Below are 24016 nucleotides of genomic sequence, written 5' to 3'. Positions count from 1 at the left end.
GACATGACCCAGCCAACGCCGCGCTCCCGCGCCCTGGGCATGCACCTGATTCTGGTGCTGATCACCTGCCTGCTCGGCAGTCAGGTGCTCATCGCCCATCAGGCGCAGCCCGAAGGCGCCAGTGAATCCGCCACCCCGTGGGGTGGCGACTATTTCCCCAACACCCTGCTGACCGACCAGGACGGTCGGCAGGTGCGCTTTTTCGATGACCTGATCAAAGACAAGGTGGTGGTGATCAACTTCATCTTCACCTCGTGCAGCGACTCCTGCCCGCTGGAAACCGCGCGCCTGCGCCAGGTGCAGAAACTGCTGGGGGACCGGGTCGGGAACGACATCTTCTTCTACTCGATCACCATCGATCCGCTGAGCGACACCCCCGAAGTGCTCAAGGCCTATGCGCAACGCTTCAAGGTCGGCCCCGGCTGGAAATTCCTCACCGGCGAGTTCGAAGACGTCACCGAACTGCGCAAGAAGCTCGGGCTGTTCATCGAAGGCGTCGACAACGGGCGCACCAAGGACCACAACCTGAGCCTGATCGTCGGCAATCAGAGCACCGGGCGCTGGATGAAAGCCTCGCCGTTCGAGAACCCGTGGATCCTCGCCGACCAACTCGCCAACACGCTGCAGAACTGGAAGCAGGCCAGCAGCGAAGAAAGCTATGCCGATGCCCCGCAGATTCGTCCGCCGAGCAATGGCGAAGAGCTGTTCCGCACCCGCTGCGCTTCCTGTCACAGCCTCGGCCCGCAGGACGGCGAAGGCATCGGCATGCGCAACATCGGCCCGGACCTGATCGGCGTGACCCGTCAGCGTGACGCGGCCTGGCTCAATCGCTGGATCCGCGAACCGGATCGGGTGCTGGCGGAGAAAGACCCGATCGCAGTGCAACTGTTCGAGCAATACGAGCGTATTCCGATGCCCAATCTGCGCCTGGACGAGGCCTCGGCGCAGTCGATCATCGACTTTCTGAGTGCCGAAACCGAGCGTCAGCATCCGTCCGTGCAGCCCTTGGCCGACGGGGCATTGACGCCAGTAAAACCAGCTTCTGCCAGCGAAACGGTGAGTCGTATGCAGTAGCGGCTAAATAGCATCATTGAACCGTGTGTCACGGTCATTGCCACCTACACTCATTCGAGAGAGGGCGGCTGTAACCGGCTCGATACCAGAACGCCAGGGCATCCCCATGCAACGACTGGAAGAACAGAAAACATCGGCACCGAACCTCGCGCTGGCGGCCATCAAGAGCTGGGGCGGGCAGTTCAATCTGCTGCGCTGGTTTTCGCTGGCAAGTTTTTTCATCATCGCGGCCGTGGCGCTGGGGCTGGGGTATATCTCCACGCGCTTCGTGGTCACCGAAAGCGTGGAGCGCGATGCGCTGCTCACCGCGCAATTCGTGCAGGCCATCGGCGATGCAGAAATGCGCCATGCCAACATCACGCCGCAACGGACCATGGGCGAGATGCTCGACCCGCGCCAGGACGAGAACTACCCCGACGTAGATCCGCTGTCCCATGCAATGGCCCGTGCCGAGTTTCTCGATCATGTCGAACATTTGCCGGATGTTCTGCTGGCCACGGTGTACGCCCTGGACCGCACGGTCATCTGGTCGACCAACCCCGAACTGATCAACGTCAAGTTTGAAGACGACGACGAGCTGGATGAGTCGTTCGAGATGAAAGTCCCGGTGTCTTCCAGTTATCACAAGATCGACGATGAAAAACCCGAGCAGCGGCTTTCTCGCGAACCCAAATACCTGTTCATCGAAAACTACATTCCGATGTTCAACGCCGACAAAAGCAAAGTGGTCGCCATGGTCGAGATCTACAAGGAACCGGCGGATCTGGTCGACCGTATCGACCGAGGGTTCGCCTCGATCTGGGCTGCGACGATCCTCGGCGGCGCGGCGATTTACCTCGGCTTGTTCTGGATCGTGCGGCGCGCCTCGACGCTGCTGCAGAGCCAGCAGCAGCAACTGATCAGCAATGAAACCTTTGTCGCTCTGGGCGAGATGTCCTCGGCGGTGGCCCACAGCCTGCGCAACCCGCTGGCGACCATTCGTTCCAGCGCCGAACTGGCCCAGGAAATCGCCAGTCCGGGCGCACAGCGCAACATCGGCGACATCATCAGCCAGGTCGACCGCATGTCGCGCTGGGTTCGCGAACTGCTGGTGTCGTTGCGCCCGATGAGTGACGACGGCGAGGCGGTGGATCTGCTGGCGGCGGTCGAGGACACCCTGGGGGCGTTTGATGCGCTGATCCGGCGCAACGGCGTCGAAGTGCGATTCACGCCACAAGATTGCCCGCCGGTGGTCAGTCAACAGGTGCTGCTCACGCAAATTCTCAATAGCCTGTTTGCCAATGCCCTGGAAGCGATGCCCAGAGGCGGCGTACTCAGTGTCGAGATTGAAACGGCGCAGACCGGTCAGGTGCGCATGACCCTGAGCGACACTGGCAAAGGCATGAGCGCGCAGCAGCAGCAACTGGTGTTCAAACCGTTTTTCACCACCAAGCAGGGCGGCCTCGGGGTCGGCCTGGCGCTGGTCAAGCGAATCATGGAGCGGTTTCAGGGTTCGGTCATGCTGACCAGCCGCGAGCAGGAAGGAACCCGCGTCAGTCTCAACTTTAGAGTGGCATCGGGAGGGGAATATGGAACACAGCATTCTGCTGGTCGAGGATGACGAACTGCTGGCCGAGAATATTCAGACCTACCTGGAGCGCAAAGACTTCGAGGTGACGGTCTGCCACTCGGCCGAGGACGCGCTGGGGCAACTGGAAAGCTTCATGCCGGACATCGTCCTGACCGACAACTCGCTGCCGGGCATGAGCGGTCACGATCTGATCCAGAAGCTGCGCATCAGCGCGCCGGACCTGAAAGTGATCATGATGACCGGTTACGGCAACGTCGAAGACGCGGTGGTCGCGATGAAGGAGGGCGCCTTCCATTACGTCACCAAACCGGTCGCGCTGCCGGAACTCAAACTGCTGCTGGACAAGGCCCTGGCCACCGAACGGATGGAACGCACGCTGTCGTTCTATCAGGAGCGCGAGGCGCAGAAATCCGGAGTGCAGGCGCTGATCGGCGAATCGGCGCCTATGCTGCACCTGAAGAACACCATCGGTCAGTTGCTCGACGCCGAGCGGCGCATGGCCAACGGCGATCTGCCGCCGGTTCTGGTGGAGGGCGAAACCGGTACCGGCAAGGAACTGGTCGCCCGCGCGCTGCATTTCGACGGCGCGCGCAGCAAAGGCCCGTTCATTGAATTCAACTGCGCGTCGATTCCGGCCAACCTGGTGGAGTCAGAGCTGTTCGGTCACGAGAAAGGCGCGTTCACCGATGCCAAGGACCGCCGGGTCGGGCTGGTGGAAGCCGCTGATGGCGGCACGCTGTTTCTCGATGAAATCGGTGAAATGGATCTGGTGCTCCAGGCTAAGCTGCTGAAATTGCTGGAGGATCGCACCATTCGCCGGGTCGGCTCGGTGAAGGAGCGCAAGGTCAACCTGCGGGTGATCAGCGCCACCAATTGCAACCTTGAGCAGATGGTCCAGCAGGGCAAGTTCCGCCGCGATCTGTTTTTCCGGCTGCGGATCATCTCGATCAAGGTCCCGCGCTTGTACGCCCGTGGCGAAGACATCCTGCTGCTGGCCCGGCACTTCCTCGCCAGCCACGGCAAGCGATATGGCAAACCGAACCTGCACTTCAGCGATCAGGCCGAAGAGCTGCTGCTCAGTTACACCTGGCCGGGCAACGTGCGCGAACTGCGCAACATGCTCGAACAGACCGTGCTGCTGGCGCCAAACGACACCATCGCCGCTCATCAACTGAACGTGTGCATGAGCCTGTGCGATGAGCTGCCACCGCAACATCAGCACGAGGTGCCGCACACGCACTTCGAACCGCGCCCGGCGAGCAACACCGAATCGATGAACCTGCCGGAAGTCGAACGCGACATGGTGCGCAAGATGCTCGACAAGACCGACTGGAACGTCACCAAATCGGCGCGCCTGCTGGGCCTGAGCCGCGACATGCTGCGCTACCGCATCGAAAAGCTCGGCCTGGCGCGGCCGGACAAGCGTCAGTGGTAAACGGCGGTGCTGCGTGGATTCGGCGGGCTCAGGCATTCGAGCACGCACGTCGGGTCCAGCACCTCGTCGTTGACGTAAATGCCGCGCTCGGCATCGTAGGTGCGGATAAACACCCGTACCGTCGCATCGGCCACGGTCGGCAGTTGCGAGTCCTGGAATACATGGCGATCCGGGATAACGATGAAATCCTGCGGCGGCGTGTCATCGAACGGCCGGGGCGGCTGGGCCGACAGCGACGGTGGAGCAGGGTGGGCAAAGGGCTGGTCCGCCCCGTAGTAGTTGAAGTTGCTGTCCAGCGCCTGCGCCTGGGCGGCGGCGAGCAGACAGGCGGACAACAGCAGTCGATTGAACATTCCCATGGCAGCACCTGCGGAAGCGGATTTCCCCAAGGCTATTAACTATAGCTGCCCGCGTTGCAGGCGTTGGTGCAGGCGTTGTCGGCTTACAAGTTCGCAACAACCTGTTGCGCGAGGCTGAACTAGACTCGGGCCGCTCAATTGTGAGCATCGCCCGGAGTGCGCCATGGAAGTGCCAAACCATAAAAATGCCGTCGAGAGCAATCGTCAGGCGTGGAACGATTCCGCCCGTCATCACCAGGACTCGCCCGATTGGCAGGCCTTGCTGACCGAAGTCGCGCAGGCTGACTTTTCCTGCCTCGACGACACCCTTCGCGGCTTGCTCGAGCAGGTCGGTGTCGATGGCAAGGACGTCGTGCAGCTGTGTTGCAACAATGGCCGCGAAAGCCTGTCACTGTTCTCCCTCGGCGCACGGAGCGTGGTCGGCATCGATCAATCGAGCGCGTTTCTCGAACAGGCCCGCGAACTGAACAAGCGTTCGCCGCACAACGCCGAGTTCATCGAAGCCGATATTCATCATTTGCCCGAATCGCTGCGCGCCCGTTTCGACGTCGCGCTGATCACCATCGGCGTCTTTGGCTGGATGCCCGACATCGGCGAATTCTTCCGCCACGTCGCCTCGACCCTCAAACCGGGCGGACAACTTGTGATCTACGAGACCCACCCGTTCCTGGAAATGGTCGACCCCGAGGCCGAAGACCCGTTTCGCCTCGCCAGCTCGTATTTCCGCGAAGAACCGTTCGTGCAGGAGGACCCGATCGTCTACGTCGGCAAGGTCGAACAGCCGGCGGCGAAGTCCTACTGGTTCGTGCACACCCTCGGCGCAATCTTCACCGCCGCCCTCGAGGCCGGCCTGAACATCTCGCACTTCAAGGAATACCCGCACTCGAACCGGGAAGAAGTCTATGACCAGTACCAGAACCGCGAGGCGCAGATGCCGATGTGTTTTACGTGGGTGGGGGTGAAGCGCTGAGTAGCGCAGGTTTCAGGACGTGGAGTGATTCAGCACATGTCCCGGTTGCGCGCACAGATCGATGCCAAGGGCATGAATGACTTTAAGTACCGTGTCGAAGCGAGGCTTGGCTCCTGGTGCGAAAGCCTTGTACAGACTTTCGCGACCCATGCCCGAATCCTTCGCGACCTGCGTCATGCCCCGCGCCTTGACGACATAACCGATCGCACGAAGAAACTCCTCGTTGTCTCCGTCGGCCAACACTTGGGATAGGTATTCACTGATGGCTTCATCACTGTCCAGCAGAGCTGCCATATCAAAAGCTGTCAAAGTCTGGCTCATGGTTAAACCTCCTTTGCCATGTTTTTTGCACGTCTGATGTCCGCGCTTTGTGAGGATTTGTCGCCGCCGGCCAGCAAAACGATAACTACACCGTTACGCATCGTGAAGTAGACCCGATACCCGGCGCCGACATCAACGCGCATTTCCGACACACCATCACCTACGGGTTTAATGTCGCCTAGATTACCTGCTGATGCACGATCTATGCGACGGGCAATAGCAACCTTGGCACGGAGATCTCGAATAGAGGCATGCCAGGTCTCGAACACGGATGTTTGTTGCACGAAATAGTTCATGGCTCGACTGTATCCATTTGGATACGGCCGAGCAGTCAGCCGGTTCTGGTATCGGCCTTGGATGTGTCGTCTGCATGTGTAGGCAAGTAGTCTCAGATTACGTAGGAGCTATCGTCTCCGATAGCTCCCACAGTGCTGCGGTGAACCTTTAAGCCTGCGCAGCCGCCGTCACCACCGGCCGTCCCGGTTTGCGCAGCGGGTCAAGGCGTGAGCCTTCGTAGCGGGTTTCACGGAAGAACCGCCATTTGCCGAACAGGCAATAGACGTGGGTGACGCGGCCCTGTTCGTGATAGCCCATGCGGATGTGCAGTTTCAGCGCCGGGATGTTGTGGGTTTCGCACACGTCGACCACCTTGTTGCAGCCCTGGGCGGCCATGGCTTCCCAGAGGGCGACCTGGACGTCCACCGACAGGCTGCTGCCAAAGTAGGCGCGGGTCATTTCGCCGCCGAACTCGAAGAACTCGCCGGGTTTGACCGGGAAGGTGCAGCCGTAATAGTGGCGGTCGTGGTAGTCACGAGTGCTGCCCCAGATAAACCCGACCGCATGGCCGTCGGCGTCCAGGTACATGTGCCCGGTGTGGCCCTCGTCGGCCAGTTCGGCCATGGTCTGCACCCGGTCACCGAAGTGTTTGGCAAACGCGCCGGCATTCTGTGCGGTGATGTCGACTTTGCGTAGACCGTCGTAGGGGCGCAGCTTGTGCGGCGGTACCGGGCTGACCAGGTCGCGCTCCATCCACAACAGTTCCCAATGGAAGAACACGTAGCGTTTCCACAACGTGCCGAAGGTGCGGCCCAGGCCTTTTTGCTTGATACGTTCACGCAGCTTTTCAATGACGCTCATGATGCCCTCCGAGGCCGGAGCCCGGGTGTTGTGGATGACGCTTTTGTGGGTATAGATCAGCCCTGCAAGTTCATGTCAAAGCGCCAGCTTTGAATGTATTGCAAGTTGTGTAACGGTTCAGAGTGCCTCGGCACCGCGTAGAAATTCCTTGTTCAGATCGGCATAGGAAACCCGTGGAACCCCCGCCAGCCGCAGCTCTAGCACGCGGCTCAGGGACTCTCCGGGTTGCAGATAGGCATCACCGAAATCCGCCCCGAGCTGGTTCGGATGGGCGACGATTTCCAGCACGCCGTCGGTCGGCGCGGGGGCGTTGCGCAGGTCCACCGGGGTGCAGACGTAATCGGCAGTGACCCCGGCCAGTCCCTGTAAACGACGGTTGAGCAAGCCTTTGAACACACGTTTGGGCAGGCTGAGGTTTTGCCCCAGGTTGCGCGCCAGGCGCACGGGCACGCCTTGGTGGGCAGCGAAGCGCGCGACGATCTCGCCGATCGGCCAGATGTTGTGCACGTGCTGATGCGAATCGAGGTGGCTGGGACGCACGCCGTGATCGACGCAGCGCTGCCACTGCGCCTGCAATTCTTCCTGCACCGCCTCGCGGTCTTCCCGGCCCAGCCACAAGCTGTGGCGAGGCAGGTTGAGGTCGAACACGCCGTGGCTGTCGCAGAAGGTGCGACGCTGGAGAATGGCCCGGCTCAAGGGCCGACCGTAGGTCAGGTTGAAGTGCAGGCCGATCCGGCCTTCCAGCAGCGGCAGCCGGGCCATGGCGCAGGCCGCTTCGAACGCCGGCATGTTGGCCATGGCGGTGGCGGAGCTGATGACCCCGGCCTGGAACGCGCCGAGGATCACCGCGTTTTCGTTCGGACTGAGGCCGAAATCGTCAGCGTTGACTATGACTTGGCGAGGCATGTTCGCCCTCCTTGGTGGGGTTGATCACAGGTGTCGCAATGACCGCCGCTCTGGCCGCCGCACGCTTCGCCCGCCATTGTTGCAACCCAGGCTTGAGCCGGTGCCAGACGCGCAGCCCCAGTCCCAGCAGCAGCCCGCTCAGGCGCCAGGAGTAGAAGCTCCAGCGCCAGTGTTCCAGTTGCCCGGTCATGCGTTCGTGCAGTTGATGGCTGGAGTTTTCCAGGCTGACCCGCGAGGCATCGATCCAGCGCCAGTTGTCGTCCAGTCCCCAGCGAATCCATTCCTCCAGCAACACCCGGCCGCTGCCAAGGTCGGCGTATTGCGGCAGGAAGGCGAGGTTGTAATCGTAGAGCCGGCCCTGTTCGAACAGGCCGAGCCGATAGCTGATGCAACGCCCGTCCAGTTCCAGCATCACCACGCGCACCCGATCCGAAGCGGCGAGGGCGGTGAAAGCGTTTTCCATGCAACGGCGGCTGCGCTCGCTGGCAAAGATCCCGACGCCTTCGTCACCTTTCCAACTCACCGCTTCGACTTCGCTGATGACCTGCAGCAACGGGCCCATGCTGGTCGCGTCGGGCGTGATCCGCCGGAGTTCGGCGCCGCACGCGGCAATACGCTTGCGCGCCCGGCGCAGTTTGTAGCGCGGGTCGCCCGAGACTTCCTGGCGGTCGGCGTCGCTGATCAGGTGGACCGGCACCCGGCAGCTCAAGCGACGTTCGCCGGTGGAGCTGTGGGCCATCCATTCGGTGAGCATGCTTTCGGCACCGACCGGCTCGGTGATTTCATTGAGTTGCAGCAGGGCGTGGGGCACTCGCTGGCGAATCAGCCGCAGGGCTTGGCGCATGTCGTTGGCGTTCAGCTGTGATAACAACGCCAGGCGATCGGCCAGCGGATAACCCAGGTGATGCATCACCCGAAATGGCAATCCGAAAAACCGTTCACGGCTTGTCACCAGCGGCAGGCACAGGCGCAATTCGTCCGCTTCCCAACCCAGCAAAATGTGCAGGCGGTCGTGCGTGTCGAGCGTCTGCTCTGCCGCACCCAGCCAGTCGAGGCTGTTGAACGGCGTGTGATCCGTCACCCGCAGGCGCAGCGCTTCATAGGCCGCCGCCGGGAAGTCGGGTGCGCACAACGAGGTGCGCCATTCGAATTGCGCCATAGGCTCAGGTCGCCGTTGCTGTGACAGGTGGACGGGAAGGTTTGCGCAACGCGTCCAGGCGCGAGCCGCTGTAGCGGGTTTCGCGATAGAAGCGCCAGCGACCGAACAACTCATACACATTCATGATCCGGCCCTGTTCGGTATAGCCCATGCGCAGATGCAGCTTGAGCGCCGGGATGTTGTGGAACTCACAGACGTCGACGACCTTGTCGCAGCCTTGGGCGGCCATGGCTTTCCACAGTTCCAGTTGCAGGTCCACCGACAGTTCGGTGCCCCAGTAGGCACGGGTCAGTTCGCCGCCGAATTCGAAGAACTCACCGGGTTTCACCGGGAACAGGCAGCCGTAGTAGTGCCGGTCGAAATAGTCTTGAGCGGTGCCCCAGATGAAGGCCACCGCATGGCCCTGATCGTCCAGGTGCATGTGCCCGGTGTGATGTTCCCGGGCAAGCTCCGCCATGGTGCCGACGCGGTCGCCGAAGTGGCGGGCGAAGGCGCTGACGTTGTCCGGGGTGATCTTCACCACCCGCAGTGGCGGGTAGGGCTTGAGGCTGTGGGGTGGCACCGGACTGACAAGGTCGCGCTCCATCCACAGCAGTTCCTGATGAGAAAAGACGTAGTGCTTCCACACCTTGGCCAAGGTGGCCCGCAGGCCTTTGTGTTTGATGTGATCGCGGATTTTTTGCAAAACATTCATGGTCGTGGCTCCTGATGACGAGTCATCGCGCGGCACAGGCCAGCGCGGCCGGACATCAACGGGGCGGTCATGAGGCGCTCCAGCGCAGGGCAAACAGGGTCTGTCCCGGCAGTTCGAATCGCACGCGGCCGTCCTGACAGCGAAAAGGCGCGTCGCGGCTGCGGTTGTCGGCGCCGAAATAGCGCAGTGCGCCGCCGCTTAGCGGGCATTTGGCTCCCGCCAGATCGACATGCTGCAAGCGCGTGCCCTTGTTCACGCCGAGCAGCCCGCGCTGATCGTCGCCGGCCATCGCCAGCACATCGACTTCGAACGCATCGTTCTCCAGCCACAACACCTTGTGCAGCCAGTGCTGCTGGATGAACTGCTGAGCCAGGCCCACCGGTTTCAACTCGAAGCGGTCATCGCCCAGCACCCGCAACATGCCTTTGGGGTACTGCGGCTCGTCGGCGGCCTGAAACCAGTTGAGCATGGTCAACAAACCGTCCTGGGAGGCGTTGATCACCACCGAGGCCCACCACAGCGAAGTGAAATGGGTTTCCTGATCGTAGGGGCTCAGGCTCGAGCCGCTGGACAGGTTGGTCTGGTCCAGCAGCAAGGCTTTGCGCGGTTGACCCTTGGCGTCGAGACCGACCAGATCCGCCGCCCGACGCACGCTGTCGCGGTATACGCGAGTGGCGAGCAGGTCGCGAATCATCCATTCGTGCCAGGCCAGCGCATCGACCTGATCGGCGGCTTCACCGAGCAGGCGTCGGGCCCAGTCGATGCCACGCTTGTTCGCGGCGTTGTCGGCGAACGGGCCGTTGACCAATCGCGAACTGGCCGGCATCGCGATACGCACGCCGGCCTTGGCATTGGCCGGGTCGCTGCGCACTTGCCGGGCCATGCTGGTGAAGATCGAACGGTATTGCTCGTAACTCGAATAATTCAGGTTGGGCTCGTCGGCGAACCCGATGTAGTGCGTGCCTTTGCCGCCCAGCGCACGGGTGCTGGCGAGCCATGCGTCGAGGCCGTTGTTGCTTTGCACGTCGGCGCGCAGATCGGCCTGACGCTGACTGCCGGCGAGCAAGGTGATGTCCTGGCGAATGCCGAAGCGATCCTGATAGACCTGGCGAAACGCATCTTCGAAGTGCGGTTGTCTCGCCGTCACGTCGACAAAACTGTAGTAACTGGCGGCCGTCGGTTTCAGCGCATCGAGCAGCGGATGACTGGCAGGCGGCGGCATCACGTAGGGCAGGGCGATGCCCAGATCCGGGGTGCGGCCGAGGACTTTGTCGTGCAGGGTCAGGCGCGTCTGGCCGTCGTCTTCACGCAGCGGTTTGAGCTGTTGCGGGGTCTGTGCAAACAGATTGGCCGTGCCGTCGAGCCAGAACGCCGCTTTGCCGCTGCCTTGCAGACGCAGGCGCCAGACCTGCTCGCGTTCGTTGACCGGCAACGCCACCTGATCGAACTGCCAATAGGCGCGATAGGGTTTCAGCGCCAGTGTCAGGGGCTGCCCGTCACCGACCCGCTGCGCTTGCAGGGCGCTGACCCCGCCGTGAAACTTGCCCGCCAAGATCGCGTGCTCACCGGCGGCGACCTTGAAATACAGTTCATCGCCGTTATGGGTTTCCGCACTGAAATGCACCTTGGCCGGGGCGAACAGGGCCACGGTGTTTTCGTCGTGTTCGACCCGGTAACTGCGGAAGCTGTAGCCGGGGATTTCCAGCTGATAACTCGCGGCCCCCGGCGCCAATGGCCAGCTCTGACTGCCACGGGTTTCACTGGCCTTGATGAAGCGCTCGCCCTGCAGTTGGCCCCGGCCGTCGAGCAGGAAAATGTGCTCTTCGTTGGCCTCCGCCTGCCACGCCGGCGCCCAGCGCACGGTCACCGTGTCGGGGCGATCTGCTTGCAGGTACAGGCTGCCGTCGCGAATGTCGCCCCAGCGCATCGACGCCGCGAAGGCGTCCAGCGACAGGCCGAGACCGAACAGCAGGGCCAGGCCTTTCATGCTGACTTCCGTTGTAAAAAACAACGCTGCAACATCAGCCACATCGGCGTGAGGTCGCTGGGCAGAATGATCAGGGTTTGCCAGAACGCCACGCCGCTCAATCGGCAGTACAACACCAGCATCGCAACGGTCACCGCCAGATAGGCAATCGACGACGCTGCCGCTGCACCGACGATGCCGTAGGCCGGAATCAGCAGCAGGTTCAGCGCAAGATTGAGCAGCGCACCGAGCCCCATCAGCAGCGACACCGTGCCGGGGCGGTTCTTGCCGATCAGGTCCAGGCGCAGGATGCTGGCATAACACAGGCCCAGCAGCCCCGGCAGCAACGCCAGCAGCGCCGGATACGCCGGTTGGTAGGCGACGCCGAACAGGGTGACGATCAGCCATTCGCCGATCACGGCCATGGTCAGGCAGGCGCCGAGCATCACCGTGGCGGTCAGGCGCAGGGCCAGCGGGGTGACCTTGTCCATGCCTTCGTCCTGTTGCAGCAGGCGTTTCATCAGCGGCGTGGTCACCGCTTCCGGGACGATCAGCAGCAGCTCGGCGGCGGCGCTGGCCATCGCGTAATGCCCCAGGGCTGTGCTGCCGAGCAGGGCGCCAATGAACAGGTAATCGGAACGCAGGATCACTTGCTGGAACAGCAGATCCGGATGGCTGCGCGCACTGAAGCGCAGCAGTTCGTTCTGGCTGGCGCGATCCCATTGCAACCGCAACGGCTGCGCGCGTTTGAGCCACAGCCAGCCGACCAATACCACCAGACTGATGCCGGCCAGCCAACTGATCAGCGCCGCTTCAAGGGCCGCTTCTTTCCACATCCAGAACAACGCGAGAAACAGCAACAGCGGCGCCAGGGATTCCACCAGCCGCAAGGCATTGAACGCGACCACACCGCCGGACGCATTGTGCAAGGTCAGCAGACCGCTTTTGAGCACGGTCAACGGCACCGCCAGCAGCAACAGCCACGCCAGCAGACCGAGTTGCATCGTCACATCCAATTTACTGCCGAACTCGCGCACCAGCGCCACCACGAGCAAGGTCAGCAGCCCCGCCAGCAAACAGCCGAACACCAGCACTTGCGCGAGCAACAAGCCCATCGGCCGTTGCTTGGCCGCTTGATAGCCAACAGCGGAGTTCAAACCGCCGCTGGTGGCCGCGCTGATCAGGTCCGGCAAAGTGCTGAGCAGGGCGAACAGCCCGCGCTCACTGGGCCCGAGAATTCGCGCCAGCAGCACATTCCTCAGCAGGCGCAGGGCGATCATCGCCAATTTGGTGCCCATGCTCAGCGCCAGGTGCTTGAGGTAACTGCCTCGGCTCATGGCCGCGCCCCGCGATAGATCCGCCACGACAGCAGTTCCGGATTGCGCGCGGTACGCTGACTGACTCCGAATCGCGGCAGGTTCAGCGGATCGCCTGTGCCGCGATAGAGGCCGGTGCCGGTGCCGAGGGCGAACGGGTAATCGTGATTGGCAACCTGTTCGCGCACACGCTCATCGTTGTCCCCGTTGGGATAGCAATACACCGGCAACGGCCGGTTGCAGCCGTTGTTCAGGGCATCGCGGCTGCGGCTGAGTTCTTCGCCCAGACGCACATCGTCCAGGCCGGTGAGGATCGCGTGGCTGGCGCCGTGAGGACCGAAACGCACCAGTCCCGAGGCCTCCATTGCCCGCACCTGGTGCCAGTCCAGTGCCTGAGGCAGCGCCTCTTGCGGGCAATCGTCGGTCAGGCGTTCGAGCATCTGCGGCTCGAGTGCCTTGAGGCTTTGCAGGTAGTGCAACAGGGTCAGGCTGCGGCGATCGACATCGATGTCGTCCAGCAGTACTGGCAGCGGCTGGCCGATCGATCGCAGGCATTCGATCAGGTGCGTGCGGGCCTTTTCGCCATGGCTGCCCCACAGGGTTTCGCCGAGGCTTTCCCACCAGAAACGCTGACGACTGCCGATGAAATCGGTGGAGAGGAAAATGCTCGCCGGCACCTGATGTTTCTGCAGCAGCGGGAAGGCGTTGGCGGCGTTGTCGCGCCAGCCGTCGTCGAAGGTCAGCGCCACTTGCGGACGCTCGGTGCGCAAGGCATTGGGTTGCAGGATTTCCATCAGCGGCACGCAATCGAAATGCTTGCGCAGCCACACCAGCAAGTGTTCGAAAGCCTTGGGACCGACGCACAGTTCGTTACGGTGCGGCAGGTCGGCGGCGCGATCATTGGACAACACGCGGTGCAACATCAGGATCACACCTGCGCCTTGCAACTGGTTGCGTCCCACGGACGAGTTTAGATAGAGCCAGCCGCTGGTGCGTTTAATCAGTTGTTTGATCGCCATGGCTCGATCCCTCTCAACGGTTTTGGTCAGGGTTCCACTGGGCATAACGCTGGCCGCGCAGGAACTGCCACAGGCCGATGCTCATGCCCGCCAGTGTCACCAGCAGGAACGCCGCGAGGCGGAACGGCTTGGGCAAGCGGTGCTGCGAATCCAGCAGACCGGCAATCGCAATGGCGTAGCCGATCAGTTGCGCGATCAGGCTCAGGCGATAGAAACCGTGGTCTTCCCACAGCCAGAAATTGCTCAGCAGCAGCGGCAGCAACAGGATCGGCGCCAGACGGCGGATCAGCTTGTGGCTGATCAACGCAATCGAATACAGCCCATGCTTGAACGGATTAAGCAGTTCACTGCGTTGCGCCAGGCTTTGCAGGCCGCCGACCGTGACCCGCTGGCGCCGGCGGAATTGCTTGTCCGCTTCGTCGACGCCGTGGTCGATCACTTGCGCTTCGGGCACGTAGACGATGCGTTTGAATTTCACTGGCGCGCAGGTGCTGATGAAAAAGTCGTCATTGACCTCGGCCGGCACGTTCTCGAACAGTTCGCGGCGCAGGGCGAGCAGGGCGCCGTCGGCGGAGACCATGCAGCCGGTACGGTTCTCGACCCGGCGCAACCAGCCCTCGTAGTGCCGATAAAGGCTGTCGCCGATGCTCAGTCCGCCACCGGTGACCGGAATCACCATGTGCCCGGCGCAGGCGCCGACCTGCGGATCGCTCAGCGGCGCCAGCAGGTAGCCGAGGGTTTCCCGCGACCATTGGTTATCAGCGTCGGTGAACACCAGAATGTCGCCCGTGGCCAGGGCCGCGCCGGCATTCAGCGTGGCGGCTTTGCCCTGGCGGGGCAGGTCGAGCACGGTGATTCGCGGGTCGACGACCTTGTGTGCGCAGGCCACGGTGGCGTCGGTGGAACCGTCGCTGGCCAGAATGATTTGCAGGGTCGCCGGCTGATAATCCTGGGACAGCAGCGAGCGCAGCTTGTGTTCGATGTGCCGTGCTTCATTGTGGGCGGCAATGACGATGCTGACGTTCAGCGGCGGGGCCGGGCTGTGGCGCCACGCCGGAAACAGTGGCGCCAGCAGCGTCAGCAGCAGTGGATAGCCGACATAGGCGTACGCCGGCAGCAGCAGGCACATCCAGAAAATGAATTCAGCCACGGGCAGGCCTCCTGGCGTTCCAATGACACAGACTGAGAATGAACGCCGCGCCCGCCAGGTGCAGGCGCACCCAGTGCAGACCCCACAGTTGCAGGGTCAGGCAGACGTTGCGGTGCTTGGCGCTCTGACGCACGCTGAGCACCAGCCCCGGCACCAGCGTGAGCATCACCATGATCGCGGCGTGATGGGGGAAACCGTCGAGCAGGGCGGATATCGCCAGGAAATCGAGAATCCAGACGAAGATCGACAGCATCGGAAACCGCAACAGGCGCAGGCTGAAACCATGGCTGCGCAGCAGTTGCAGGTGACTGCCCTGGCGCCACAGTTCCTTGCCCATCCACTCGCGCCAGTTCATTTCGTAGCCCCAGTGCAGAGCCACGCTTTCATTGATCGAGAGCAGTCGCGCGCCGTGCTCGCGCAGGCGCAAGGTGAACTCCTTGTCCTCGCCCGTGCGCAGGGTTTCGTTGAAACCGCCGACCTTGTCGAACCAGCGCCGGCGCATCAGCAGGTTGGCGCTGGGCAGCCAGTCGACGACATGGCTGGTGTGGGTGGTCGGGCGCAAGGTCCGGTGCTGCCAGGCAGCGGCGTACCACGGCGCGGCGGCGGGGGTGTGCAGATCGAGACCGAAGACGTCGGCCTGGCCGCTGGCTTCGATGTCGAACAATGGACGCAACCAGTCTTCCGGCATTTCGATGTCGGCATCGATGAACGCCAGCCATTCCCCGGTGGCAATGGCTGTGCCGCGATTGCGCAGCGCACCGATCAGCAGGCCTGGCATCACCAGCACATGGGCGCCGAACTGCCGGGCAATCTGCGGTCCTTCGTCACTCGATCCGTTGTCCACTACGATCAGTTCACACTCGACATCCGCCGCGTGCGCCGCTTTTTGCGCGGCCAGCAAGGTGCGGCCAATGTGCCGGGCCTCGTTGTACATCGGGATGACGATGCTGATCCGGCTCATGTCCTGCTCTCCGTCAGCGGTGCCTGCTCGGCTTTCAGGCGCAAGACGCTGGTCATGGCGAGCATGATCCACAGGTATTTCTGGTTCGGCGCGCTGAGGAACATCAGGAACAGCGTCAGCGACAGAAAACTCACCCCCAGGTGGGTCATCAGATCTGCCTGTTGCCAGTTGCGCCGCAGCATCCATTCCTTGCGTGCGCGCATCAGGTTGTACAGGCCCAGCGCGAGCATGCCGACGAACATCAGGCCGGCAGGAACCCCCAGCTCACTGAAGATTTCCAGGTAGGTGTTATGCGCCCGGCGATACAGGTCGCCGATCTTGCGGTTGGCGGAAAACGCTTTGGCGTAACCGGTGGTGGCGTAGTGCAGCGGGAAGGTGCCGGGGCCGGAGCCGAGCAGCGGGTTCTCGCGGATCATCTGGCCGCCGACCACGATGTACGAAGCGCGGCGGCCGAGGGATTCGTCGTTGTGCCCCTTGGCGCCGGCGCTCAATACGCTGAGCGACTGGATACGGGCGATGTAACCGGCAGGCATCGCATAGATCGCCAGCGGAATCACGATCGCCGCGCCGAGCATGGCAAAGCCCAGATGACGCGGACGAATCCGTGCCAGTTGCGCACGGTAGTGCCAGCAACCGATCACCAGACTCAAGGCCAGCACCACGAGCCCGGAGCGCGATTCGGTCTTGGTCATGCCGCCGAGCAACAGCAGGCAGCAACCGCCCCAGAACAGCCGATGCAACAGGTTCGGGCTGCGGATCACCAGCAGCAGCCCCAGCGGAATGGCGAACGCGATGAGCAGGGCGAAAGCGTTGGGGTCTTCGAGCAGGCCGGCGGCGCGGCCCTGATCCTGGAATTTGGTGGAGAACATGGCCATGGCGCAGGTCGTGCTGACCGCCAGGGTCACCAGCCGGGCGAACAGGTCGAGGTTCAGCTCGCGGCCGATCAGCAGCGTGATGACGAACAGAATCAGGCCGACGCTGATTTCCCGCAGATGACCGAGCGACATGCCCATGTCATCGGTGTTCAATAGACTCAGAAAGTACAGAACCATGAAGGCGATCAGAAAGCGCCAGATATTGCTGCGCAGGCGATCCGAAGGGATCTGGTGCATCGCCAGTTGCAGCATCAGGATCAGGGCCAGCGAAGCACCGATCAGTTTGCTGCCGGACAGCGAACTGTCCTTGAAGAAACCCTCGAACGGTACCAGGGCGGCAATGCCGAGCAGGCCCCAGGTCGGTTTGCGGTACAACACCGCGAACCCCACCAGACCGAGCACTGCACCCGGCGCGAGGTAGGGCCAGGGACTGGCCAGCAGAGCAATGCAGGCCAGCCCCAGCAGACTGACGATCGAGAGCGGGAAAATCATGCGCGTGCCTCCCGTGCCGTGCGGATGTACAGCTGCGACCAGCGTTCGGCCAGGGCCTTGAGGTCGTAGCGGTCCTGTTGCGTGCGTTTTGCGTTATCGCGCAGTTGCCGTGCCAGTCCGGGCTCGGACAGCAAGGTGTCGAGCTGACGGGCGAGGGCGGCGCTGTCGGTCGGGGCAGCGAGCAAGCCGTTGTGGCGGTTCTCCAGTACATCAGGAATTCCGCCGACGCCGAATGCCACCACCGGCACCCCGGCCTGCATCGCTTCCAGCAGAATCATCGGTGTGCCTTCGGTGCGCGAGCTGATCACCAGCGCATCCAGTTGCTGCCACCAGTGCCGCATGTCGGTCTGGTAACCCGGCAAGCGGATGCGCTGCTGCAAACCGGCGGCGTCGATCCGTGCCTGCAAGTCTTCGCGTTCCGGGCCGTCGCCGAGCATTACCGCGTCGAGTTGCGGGTGCTGGTGACACAGCGGGATCAGCGCGTCGAGAAACAGATCCGGGCCTTTCTCACTGCTCAGGCGCCCGACGTAGCCGGCGAGCCAGCGTTGTCTTGGCGCATCGGAAAGCAGCGCGGCGGCTGCCGGCAATCCGTTGGGGATCACCTGCAACTTTTCCGCACGTACGCTGGCCTGACGGTGCAACACCGCGATGCTCTCGGCGACGCACACCACTCGATCCACCGACGCCGTGCGGCACAGTTGCAGACTCAGCCAGGTGTAGAACTTCTGCTTGCGGCTGCGCGGGGTGAAACCGTGTTGAGTGATCACCAGCGGCAGGCGCAACAGCGTGGCGCCGACCCAGCCGAACAACAGGCCTTTGAAATTGTGGGTGTTGATCAACGGCTGTTCACCGCGCCGCTGACGCAAGTGCCGCAGCAGGGCAGCGAGCCCTGCGCAGCCTTGTGCGTCGACGCCGGCCTCGCGAAAGCGCGCGATCAGTTCCGGCGGCGCATCGAGGAACAGCACCTGGTGCTGCCCCGGCGTCGCCAGGCAATGATCGAGCAACATGCGCTCGGCCCCGTAGAAGCCACCGCTGCTGAGCAAATGCATGATCGGCAGGGCGGCGTTCGGGGCGGACGGCGTGTTCAATTGCGCACCCAGTGTACGAAGCTCGGCACGGTCCAGTTCTTGTGCGGGTTGCTCGGCTGCGCGTTCTGGTCGTTGATCACCAGCAGCACCGGCAGGCCCAGCTCGTGGCTGATTTGCGCCGGGTGTTTGAAGCGGTGGTCGAAGAACTCACGCACGTAGACCAGTGCAATTGCCAGCAGCAGACCGGTGAACAACCCGAACGGAATGATCAGCATCGGTTTGGGGAACGCCGCTTCGGTCGGCTCGAACGGCGGGCTCAACACCCGGGCGTTGGACAGGTCATCGCTCAGCGAGCGGGTGGTGCTGCTTTCCGCAAAACGCTGGGCGTAGGTCGAGAACGCGGCGTGCAGGGCATCGATTTCGGTGTCCATCTGCCGCAGCTTGCTCTGGGTTTGCTGCAACTCGTGGATGCGGTTCTTGAACTCGGCGATGCGCGCGGTTTTCTGATCGATCACCTGCTGGACCACCGCCAGATCGTTAGTGCGTTCCTGGATGCGGTTGCTCACCACCTTGAGGAACTGCTGACGGGTGCGGGCAATCTGCTCGCGGGTCAGCAGCATCGGTTCACTGCCGGGCTGGAACACCGCCAGATCGTTCATGTAGCGGCTGACCTGGGTGGTCAGTTGCTCGCCCATCTGTTTGATTTCCCGATCCTCGAACGCCACGTTGTCGACGGTGGTGGTGAAGGTGTAGGGGAAGGTGTAGTCGTTGAGTTTGCTGTTACTGGCAGCGGCCAGCGCGGTCTTGAGGTATTCGAGCCAGCGCTGGCTCTGCAGCAGGCGGTCACGATACAGGTTCAGCGCCTGCTCTTCGGTGTTGATCGCGTTGAGGCGGAAGGTGATTTCCTCCTTCGGATCCGACGCGCCGACGCTTTCCAGCAGCGCCTGACGATTGCCTTCCAGTCCATCGAGGCGCACCTGATAGAGATGCTTCTTGGTTTCGTAGAAGGACTGCGGCAAATCGATCGATTGCAGCGCCTGACGGCTCACCAGGTAGTTCTGCAACAGGGCAGCGACGAAAGTCGTGCCTTGATGCGGGTCGGGGAAGCTGTAGACGATCGAGATCACGTTGGAGCCGGGCAGGGTCTCGATTTTCAGGCTGTCGATGGCTTGCTGGGTCAGCGCATCGAGCGCGGTGTCACGCACCGGATCGGTCTCAAGCCCCAGGGCGTTACGCACCGGGTTGATCACGTACTGGCGCAGCGGCGAGCTGATGTAGCGCTTGAACGGCTCGCTCACCAGTTTGTTGAACATCCCGGGCGACGGGGTGTATTCGCCCTTGTCACGCAGTTCGCTGATGGTCTGCCGGATCAGCGCCGGCGAACGCAGGATATTGCTCTCGGTCTCCATGTCCGCCAGCGACGGCGGAATGAAGGTGGCGTTGTCCACGGTGAGCGACGTGGTGGCGTCGCCCTGCGACAGTTTTTTCGACTGCACGATCACCTGAGCGGTGATATCGAAGCTCTGTTTGAGCAGCAGCGGCAGCACCAGCGCGATCACCGCAAAGATCAGGAACACTCGCTTCACCAGTTGCTTGTTGGCGAAGAAGATCCTGAAGAACTCATGCAGGTAGTTTTCCTTTGGATTCATGATCGGTCACCTGAGAGTCAGTTGTTGTTGCTGTCTTTGTTGTCGACGCGGTAGCCGAAGCTGAAGCCCACGCCCTGGAACAGCACCACGTCGGCCAGTTGCCGGGCGAGTTCGCCAGCGCTGGCCAGCTTGGTTTTCGGCACGTACAGCATGTCGTCCGGTTGCAGATAGGCGATTTGCGGCGCCTCGCCCGACAATGCTTTCTCGACGTCGTAGCGCACGGCCTGCACCTGATTGCCGTTGCGGCGCATGATCACCACCGAATCGAGCCGCGCCTTGACGTTGGTGCCGCGCGCCAGGGTCAGCGCCTCCAGCACCGACACCGGCCGGCGGATCGGGTAGGAACCCGGCTGGCCGACCTCGCCCAGCACGTAGATTTCATTGCCGGCGGTGGATTTGAGCAGCACGTCCACGGTCATCCTTCCTGGCAGTTGCGCGTACTTCTTGTTGAGGAACGCTTCGAGCTGGTTGACGGTCATGCCTTGCAGCGGCACCGCGCCGATTTCCGGGAAGCTGGCGTAGCCGTCGGTGCCGACCGTGATTTCGCGGCTCATGCCGGTGGCCGGGTGGTTGAGGGCGCTTTTCAGGTTCTGCTCGTTGGTCAGCGGGCTGATGATCTGCACCGTCAACTGATTGCGGTTGGGCTGGAACAGTTGTTTGCGCTGATAGGCGCGCTGGATTTCCTGGCGCGCTTCTTCGCTGGTCAGCCCGGCAATTTTCACCGAGGTGTTGGCGCCCGGCAGTTCGATGGTGCCGTCCGGCAGCACCAACTGGTTGCCATTGAGCTGGCTGGCAGCAGTGAAGTTAAGGCCGATCTGGTCCCCCGACTGCACGCGATAAGCGTCCGAGCCGCTGGTGCTGATGTGGAAGATCACGTCCAGCACATCCTGCGGGCGCAGGGTCTGCTCGACCTTCGGCATGTCGGTGGCCTGAGCGTTGGCCGGGGTGGCGGTGAGAATGTTCACCGGCATGTTCTGGGTTTCGGAAGTGCTCGAGCAACCTGCAAGCGGCAGCATCAGCAGAACCAGTATCTTGGCGTTCATGGCGTCATCCCTCGCGTTTGCTTACAGGTTTTTGTAGAGCCATTTGGGCATGTAGTACTTGCGCCGGTTGAACACGCTGCCGACCACTTTTGCCCCGGCCTGGGTCAAGCGCTGCACGGCTGCTTGCGCGACTTCCCAGCGGGTGTCTTCGGCGCGTACCACGAACACCACACCGTCGACCTGGGTGCTGATGACCAGCGTGTCGGCGGCGGAATACACCGCGTCGCCGTCGATCACCACAAAGCGGTACTGAGCGCCCAGTTGATCCAGCAGCGGGCTCAGACGCTCGGCAGTCAGGTGTTCTGTAGTGCGGATCGGACGACCGTTGGGCAGCACGTGAAACGGCAGGCTCGACACCTGCACCACGCAGTCCTGCAACAGCGGCGGGTTGTCCGGGTTGAACAGCAGGTCGCGCAGGCCGCGCTCCTTGCTCAGGTTCAGTTGCTGGGTGAGGTTGCTCGCCGACTGGCTGGCGTCGACGTACAGCACCTGGCCGCTGCTCATTTGCGCCAGTTGACTGGCCAGCGCCAGGGCGCTGGTGGTGGTGCCGGCGCCGGGGTTGGCGGCGGTCAGGAACAGGATCCGCAGATCCAGGTCCAGCACGGTCGAGGTCAGGTTCGACTCGCTGGGGCTGGCGATGCTCAGGCTTTTGTTGGTTGAACCGTCCATTAGCTTGCTCCGTGGCCGCTGAATACTTTGAAGGGGGTTTTCAACAGAATCTTCAGATCAAGCAGAAGGCTCTGCTCGGCGATGTAGCTGAGGTCCAACTCAACGCGCTGGTCGAAGTCGATGTTGCTGCGTCCGGAGATCTGCCACAGCCCGGTCATGCCCGGGTAGATCGCCAGACGGGCGAGGTGACTGTCCTTGTAGCGGTAGGCGTTGAACGAAGTCGGGCGAGGGCCGACCAGGCGCATGTCGCCGGTCACCACGTTGATCAGGTTAGGCAATTCGTCGAGGCTGGTACGCCGCAAAAAACCGCCGATCCGGGTGATGCGCGGGTCCTGGTCGATCTTGAAGTCGATGGCGTCGGCACCGTGCTTGTTCAGGTGGCGCAGCGACTCCTTGAGCTCTTCGGCGTTGGCGACCATGGTCCGGAACTTGTACATGCCGAACTTGCGCCCGCGATAACCGGTGCGCTTCTGCACGAACATCACCGGGCCCTGGCTGGTGAATTTGATGACCAGCGCCAGACCGATCAGCAGCGGCGAAATCATCAGCAGAATCATGAGTGCGCCGAGACAGGCGACCACTCGATTGGTGCGCGACAGTTGCCACGGCCGACCGCCGTCGCGACCGGTCATCCAGCCCTGGCCCTGGCGATGGATTGCCGCGTCCAGGCGCATTCGCTGTTCCGGATCCATGCGTTTGTCACGCACCAATTGTTGGATCGGTACACCTTTCTCATGTCCAGTCATGGAGTCCTCCGCTGGTGGTCAGCCGCGAGCGGCGCGTGGGCGATAGGCAGTGGGTAACAGGAAGTTCATGGTCGCCCCTCGTCGGGCGCGATGTGGCGCAGACCGATACCGCTGTAATGCAGGCCGGCGGCCGCCACTTGTTCCGGGTTGTAAAGGTTGCGCCCGTCGACGATGACCTTCGCGCGCAGCTTCTCGGCGAGCAGTTCAAAGTCCACCACACGAAAGTTTTTCCACTCGGTGCAGATCACTAGTGCATCGGCATCTTCCAGGGTGTCGTCGCGGGTGGCACACAGGTGCAGGTCGTTGCGGTAACCGTAAATGCGCCGGCACTCGGACATCGCTTCCGGATCGTAGGCCTGCACGCTGGCGCCTTCGGCCCACAGCGCTTCCATCAGGTAACGACTCGGGGCTTCACGCATGTCATCGGTATTCGGCTTGAACGCCAGGCCCCAGATCGCGATGGACTTGCCGGCCAGGCCTTGAGGAAATTGCGCCCTGAGTTTGCTGAACAGGATGTGCCGTTGCGCGTCGTTGACGTCGGTGACGCTGCGCAGCAGTTTCAGCGGCATGCCGTTGTGTTCAGCGGTGTGCAGCAGGGCGCGCAGGTCCTTGGGAAAGCACGAGCCACCGAAGCCGCAGCCCGGGTAGATGAAGTGATAGCCGATGCGCGGATCGGAGCCGATGCCTTTGCGCACCGCTTCGATGTCGGCGCCGAGCAGTTCGGTGAGGTTGGCCAGCTCGTTCATGAAGCTGATGCGGGTGGCGAGCATCGCGTTGGCCGCGTACTTGGTCAGCTCGGCGCTGCGGTTGTCCATGAACATCAGTTTTTCGTGGTTGCGGCAGAACGGTGCGTACAGCTCGCTCATCTGCTCCCGGGCTTCAGGGTCCAGAGTGCCGACAATGATCCTGTCCGGACGCATGCAGTCGGCGAGGGCGCTGCCTTCCTTGAGAAACTCGGGGTTGGACACCACCCGCACCGCCAGACCGTTTTTGCCGCGACGCTGCAGTTCTTCTTCAGCGGTGTGCAGCACCTGATCCGCCGTGCCGACCGGCACCGTGGATTTGATGATCAGCGTCCGATCGTCCTCCATGCAGCTTGCGATCTGCCGCGCCACGTTGAGCACATGGCTGAGGTCGGCGGAGCCGTCTTCGTCGGCCGGCGTGCCCACGGCGATGAAGATCAGTCCGGCATGTTCCACCGCATCGCTGGCCTGGGTGCTGAACAACAAACGCCCGGCCTTGATGTTTTCTTCCAAAGTTGCCGAAAGACCCGGTTCGCTAATAGGCGGTACTGCCTGTTGCAGTTGTTTAATCTTGTTCGGGTCAATATCGACGCACAATACGCGATGTCCGACATCGGCAAGTGCGGCTGCTTGTATCAGGCCAACATAGCCCGTACCAAATACGCTCACGTCCATATTGGCGTGCCTCGTAAGACGGTGATGGAAGATCGAAAATGAACTGTCAAAAGGGGTAT

At 62.3% G+C, this 24016-nt stretch carries 23 protein-coding genes; 4 read left to right on the top strand and 19 right to left on the bottom strand.

Translation table 11 applies throughout. The features are described from left to right. The first annotated feature begins 3 nt into the window (after positions 1-3). From JKA62_RS09690 to JKA62_RS09680, 3 genes are all read left to right on the top strand, one after another. The gene (locus JKA62_RS09690; RefSeq protein WP_373423142.1) at positions 4-1074 is read left to right on the top strand and encodes an SCO family protein; all 1071 of its coding nucleotides are present in this window, start codon (positions 4-6) and stop codon (positions 1072-1074) included. A gap of 106 nt (positions 1075-1180) precedes the next feature. Next, complete coding sequence (locus tag JKA62_RS09685; RefSeq protein WP_011333448.1) at positions 1181-2674, top strand: sensor histidine kinase; 1494 nt, start codon at positions 1181-1183, stop codon at positions 2672-2674. Continuing rightward, entirely contained in the window at positions 2643-4079 is a 1437-nt protein-coding gene (locus JKA62_RS09680; RefSeq protein WP_011333449.1) for a sigma-54-dependent transcriptional regulator, read from the top strand. The genes JKA62_RS09685 and JKA62_RS09680 overlap by 32 nt, the downstream gene beginning before the upstream one ends. On the opposite strand, the gene JKA62_RS09675 is transcribed toward JKA62_RS09680, so the two are convergent. Continuing rightward, a complete protein-coding gene (locus JKA62_RS09675; RefSeq protein WP_011333450.1) occupies positions 4070-4438 on the bottom strand; it encodes a hypothetical protein in 369 nt (122 codons plus the stop codon). The two genes, JKA62_RS09680 and JKA62_RS09675, sit on opposite strands and share 10 nt — an antisense overlap. 163 nt (positions 4439-4601) lie before the next feature. On the opposite strand from JKA62_RS09675, the gene JKA62_RS09670 reads away from it, so the two are divergent. Next, entirely contained in the window at positions 4602-5408 is an 807-nt protein-coding gene (locus JKA62_RS09670) for a class I SAM-dependent methyltransferase (protein WP_201817614.1), read from the top strand. A gap of 12 nt (positions 5409-5420) precedes the next feature. On the opposite strand, the gene JKA62_RS09665 is transcribed toward JKA62_RS09670, so the two are convergent. The 18 genes from JKA62_RS09665 to JKA62_RS09580 all read right to left on the bottom strand — a co-directional run bounded on the left by JKA62_RS09665 (position 5421) and on the right by JKA62_RS09580 (position 23957). Beyond that, entirely contained in the window at positions 5421-5729 is a 309-nt protein-coding gene (locus JKA62_RS09665; protein ID WP_011333452.1) for an addiction module antidote protein, read from the bottom strand. A gap of 2 nt (positions 5730-5731) precedes the next feature. Further along, positions 5732-6025: a type II toxin-antitoxin system RelE/ParE family toxin gene (locus JKA62_RS09660; protein WP_011333453.1), complete on the bottom strand. Its 294-nt coding sequence runs from the start codon at positions 6023-6025 to the stop codon at positions 5732-5734. 148 nt (positions 6026-6173) lie between these two features. Then, the gene (locus JKA62_RS09655) at positions 6174-6866 is read right to left on the bottom strand and encodes a GNAT family N-acetyltransferase (RefSeq protein ID WP_201817612.1); all 693 of its coding nucleotides are present in this window, start codon (positions 6864-6866) and stop codon (positions 6174-6176) included. A gap of 117 nt (positions 6867-6983) precedes the next feature. Then, positions 6984-7772 carry a ChbG/HpnK family deacetylase gene (locus JKA62_RS09650; RefSeq protein ID WP_041475200.1) on the bottom strand — a complete coding sequence of 263 codons (789 nt, stop codon included), beginning with the start codon at positions 7770-7772 and terminating at the stop codon, positions 6984-6986. Next, the gene (locus JKA62_RS09645; RefSeq protein ID WP_201817610.1) at positions 7744-8931 is read right to left on the bottom strand and encodes a GNAT family N-acetyltransferase; all 1188 of its coding nucleotides are present in this window, start codon (positions 8929-8931) and stop codon (positions 7744-7746) included. Before JKA62_RS09645 ends, JKA62_RS09650 begins: the two co-directional genes overlap by 29 nt. A 4-nt stretch (positions 8932-8935) precedes the next feature. After that, the gene (locus tag JKA62_RS09640; protein WP_011333457.1) at positions 8936-9625 is read right to left on the bottom strand and encodes a GNAT family N-acetyltransferase; all 690 of its coding nucleotides are present in this window, start codon (positions 9623-9625) and stop codon (positions 8936-8938) included. Between the two features lie 67 nt (positions 9626-9692). After that, entirely contained in the window at positions 9693-11612 is a 1920-nt protein-coding gene (locus JKA62_RS09635) for a hypothetical protein (protein ID WP_201817608.1), read from the bottom strand. Further along, a complete protein-coding gene (locus JKA62_RS09630; protein WP_201817606.1) occupies positions 11609-12928 on the bottom strand; it encodes a lipopolysaccharide biosynthesis protein in 1320 nt (439 codons plus the stop codon). Before JKA62_RS09630 ends, JKA62_RS09635 begins: the two co-directional genes overlap by 4 nt. After that, a complete protein-coding gene (locus tag JKA62_RS09625) occupies positions 12925-13926 on the bottom strand; it encodes a polysaccharide deacetylase family protein (RefSeq protein WP_201817604.1) in 1002 nt (333 codons plus the stop codon). The genes JKA62_RS09630 and JKA62_RS09625 overlap by 4 nt, the downstream gene beginning before the upstream one ends. A 13-nt stretch (positions 13927-13939) precedes the next feature. After that, entirely contained in the window at positions 13940-15076 is a 1137-nt protein-coding gene (locus JKA62_RS09620) for a glycosyltransferase (RefSeq protein WP_201817602.1), read from the bottom strand. Next, the gene (locus JKA62_RS09615) at positions 15069-16037 is read right to left on the bottom strand and encodes a glycosyltransferase (RefSeq protein ID WP_011333462.1); all 969 of its coding nucleotides are present in this window, start codon (positions 16035-16037) and stop codon (positions 15069-15071) included. Before JKA62_RS09615 ends, JKA62_RS09620 begins: the two co-directional genes overlap by 8 nt. Next, a complete protein-coding gene (locus tag JKA62_RS09610; RefSeq protein ID WP_011333463.1) occupies positions 16034-17404 on the bottom strand; it encodes an O-antigen ligase family protein in 1371 nt (456 codons plus the stop codon). Before JKA62_RS09610 ends, JKA62_RS09615 begins: the two co-directional genes overlap by 4 nt. After that, positions 17401-18453 carry a glycosyltransferase family 4 protein gene (locus JKA62_RS09605; RefSeq protein ID WP_373423143.1) on the bottom strand — a complete coding sequence of 351 codons (1053 nt, stop codon included), beginning with the start codon at positions 18451-18453 and terminating at the stop codon, positions 17401-17403. Before JKA62_RS09605 ends, JKA62_RS09610 begins: the two co-directional genes overlap by 4 nt. Positions 18454-18488: 35 nt before the next feature. Beyond that, positions 18489-20081 carry a GumC family protein gene (locus JKA62_RS09600; RefSeq protein ID WP_011333465.1) on the bottom strand — a complete coding sequence of 531 codons (1593 nt, stop codon included), beginning with the start codon at positions 20079-20081 and terminating at the stop codon, positions 18489-18491. Between the two features lie 17 nt (positions 20082-20098). Continuing rightward, entirely contained in the window at positions 20099-21124 is a 1026-nt protein-coding gene (locus tag JKA62_RS09595; protein WP_011333466.1) for a polysaccharide biosynthesis/export family protein, read from the bottom strand. A 21-nt stretch (positions 21125-21145) separates the two neighbouring features. Continuing rightward, positions 21146-21793: a CpsD/CapB family tyrosine-protein kinase gene (locus JKA62_RS09590; RefSeq protein ID WP_011333467.1), complete on the bottom strand. Its 648-nt coding sequence runs from the start codon at positions 21791-21793 to the stop codon at positions 21146-21148. Beyond that, positions 21793-22539, bottom strand: coding sequence for a sugar transferase (locus JKA62_RS09585; protein ID WP_011333468.1), 747 nt, complete (start codon positions 22537-22539; stop codon positions 21793-21795). The genes JKA62_RS09590 and JKA62_RS09585 overlap by 1 nt, the downstream gene beginning before the upstream one ends. Positions 22540-22604: 65 nt before the next feature. Next, entirely contained in the window at positions 22605-23957 is a 1353-nt protein-coding gene (locus JKA62_RS09580; RefSeq protein ID WP_011333469.1) for a UDP-glucose dehydrogenase family protein, read from the bottom strand. Between the last annotated feature and the right edge of the window lie 59 nt (positions 23958-24016).

It is taken from the genome of Pseudomonas sp. B7, assembly GCF_016735645.1.
Classification (GTDB): Bacteria; Pseudomonadota; Gammaproteobacteria; order Pseudomonadales; family Pseudomonadaceae; genus Aquipseudomonas; species Aquipseudomonas glycinae.
This window is presented reverse-complemented; position numbering and strand designations above follow the sequence as displayed.

Excerpts from the sequence above, each read along its gene's own strand:
- JKA62_RS09690 (WP_373423142.1), top strand. The coding sequence starts at position 4 with ATGACCCAGCCAACGCCGCGCTCCCGCGCCCTGGGCATGCACCTGATT.
- JKA62_RS09685 (WP_011333448.1), top strand. The coding sequence starts at position 1,181 with ATGCAACGACTGGAAGAACAGAAAACATCGGCACCGAACCTCGCGCTG.
- JKA62_RS09680 (WP_011333449.1), top strand. The coding sequence starts at position 2,643 with ATGGAACACAGCATTCTGCTGGTCGAGGATGACGAACTGCTGGCCGAG.
- JKA62_RS09675 (WP_011333450.1), bottom strand. The coding sequence starts at position 4,438 with ATGGGAATGTTCAATCGACTGCTGTTGTCCGCCTGTCTGCTCGCCGCC.
- JKA62_RS09670 (WP_201817614.1), top strand. The coding sequence starts at position 4,602 with ATGGAAGTGCCAAACCATAAAAATGCCGTCGAGAGCAATCGTCAGGCG.
- JKA62_RS09665 (WP_011333452.1), bottom strand. The coding sequence starts at position 5,729 with ATGAGCCAGACTTTGACAGCTTTTGATATGGCAGCTCTGCTGGACAGT.
- JKA62_RS09660 (WP_011333453.1), bottom strand. The coding sequence starts at position 6,025 with ATGAACTATTTCGTGCAACAAACATCCGTGTTCGAGACCTGGCATGCC.
- JKA62_RS09655 (WP_201817612.1), bottom strand. The coding sequence starts at position 6,866 with ATGAGCGTCATTGAAAAGCTGCGTGAACGTATCAAGCAAAAAGGCCTG.
- JKA62_RS09650 (WP_041475200.1), bottom strand. The coding sequence starts at position 7,772 with ATGCCTCGCCAAGTCATAGTCAACGCTGACGATTTCGGCCTCAGTCCG.
- JKA62_RS09645 (WP_201817610.1), bottom strand. The coding sequence starts at position 8,931 with ATGGCGCAATTCGAATGGCGCACCTCGTTGTGCGCACCCGACTTCCCG.
- JKA62_RS09640 (WP_011333457.1), bottom strand. The coding sequence starts at position 9,625 with ATGAATGTTTTGCAAAAAATCCGCGATCACATCAAACACAAAGGCCTG.
- JKA62_RS09635 (WP_201817608.1), bottom strand. The coding sequence starts at position 11,612 with ATGAAAGGCCTGGCCCTGCTGTTCGGTCTCGGCCTGTCGCTGGACGCC.
- JKA62_RS09630 (WP_201817606.1), bottom strand. The coding sequence starts at position 12,928 with ATGAGCCGAGGCAGTTACCTCAAGCACCTGGCGCTGAGCATGGGCACC.
- JKA62_RS09625 (WP_201817604.1), bottom strand. The coding sequence starts at position 13,926 with ATGGCGATCAAACAACTGATTAAACGCACCAGCGGCTGGCTCTATCTA.
- JKA62_RS09615 (WP_011333462.1), bottom strand. The coding sequence starts at position 16,037 with ATGAGCCGGATCAGCATCGTCATCCCGATGTACAACGAGGCCCGGCAC.
- JKA62_RS09610 (WP_011333463.1), bottom strand. The coding sequence starts at position 17,404 with ATGATTTTCCCGCTCTCGATCGTCAGTCTGCTGGGGCTGGCCTGCATT.
- JKA62_RS09605 (WP_373423143.1), bottom strand. The coding sequence starts at position 18,453 with ATGCATTTGCTCAGCAGCGGTGGCTTCTACGGGGCCGAGCGCATGTTG.
- JKA62_RS09600 (WP_011333465.1), bottom strand. The coding sequence starts at position 20,081 with ATGAATCCAAAGGAAAACTACCTGCATGAGTTCTTCAGGATCTTCTTC.
- JKA62_RS09595 (WP_011333466.1), bottom strand. The coding sequence starts at position 21,124 with ATGAACGCCAAGATACTGGTTCTGCTGATGCTGCCGCTTGCAGGTTGC.
- JKA62_RS09590 (WP_011333467.1), bottom strand. The coding sequence starts at position 21,793 with ATGGACGGTTCAACCAACAAAAGCCTGAGCATCGCCAGCCCCAGCGAG.
- JKA62_RS09585 (WP_011333468.1), bottom strand. The coding sequence starts at position 22,539 with ATGACTGGACATGAGAAAGGTGTACCGATCCAACAATTGGTGCGTGAC.
- JKA62_RS09580 (WP_011333469.1), bottom strand. The coding sequence starts at position 23,957 with ATGGACGTGAGCGTATTTGGTACGGGCTATGTTGGCCTGATACAAGCA.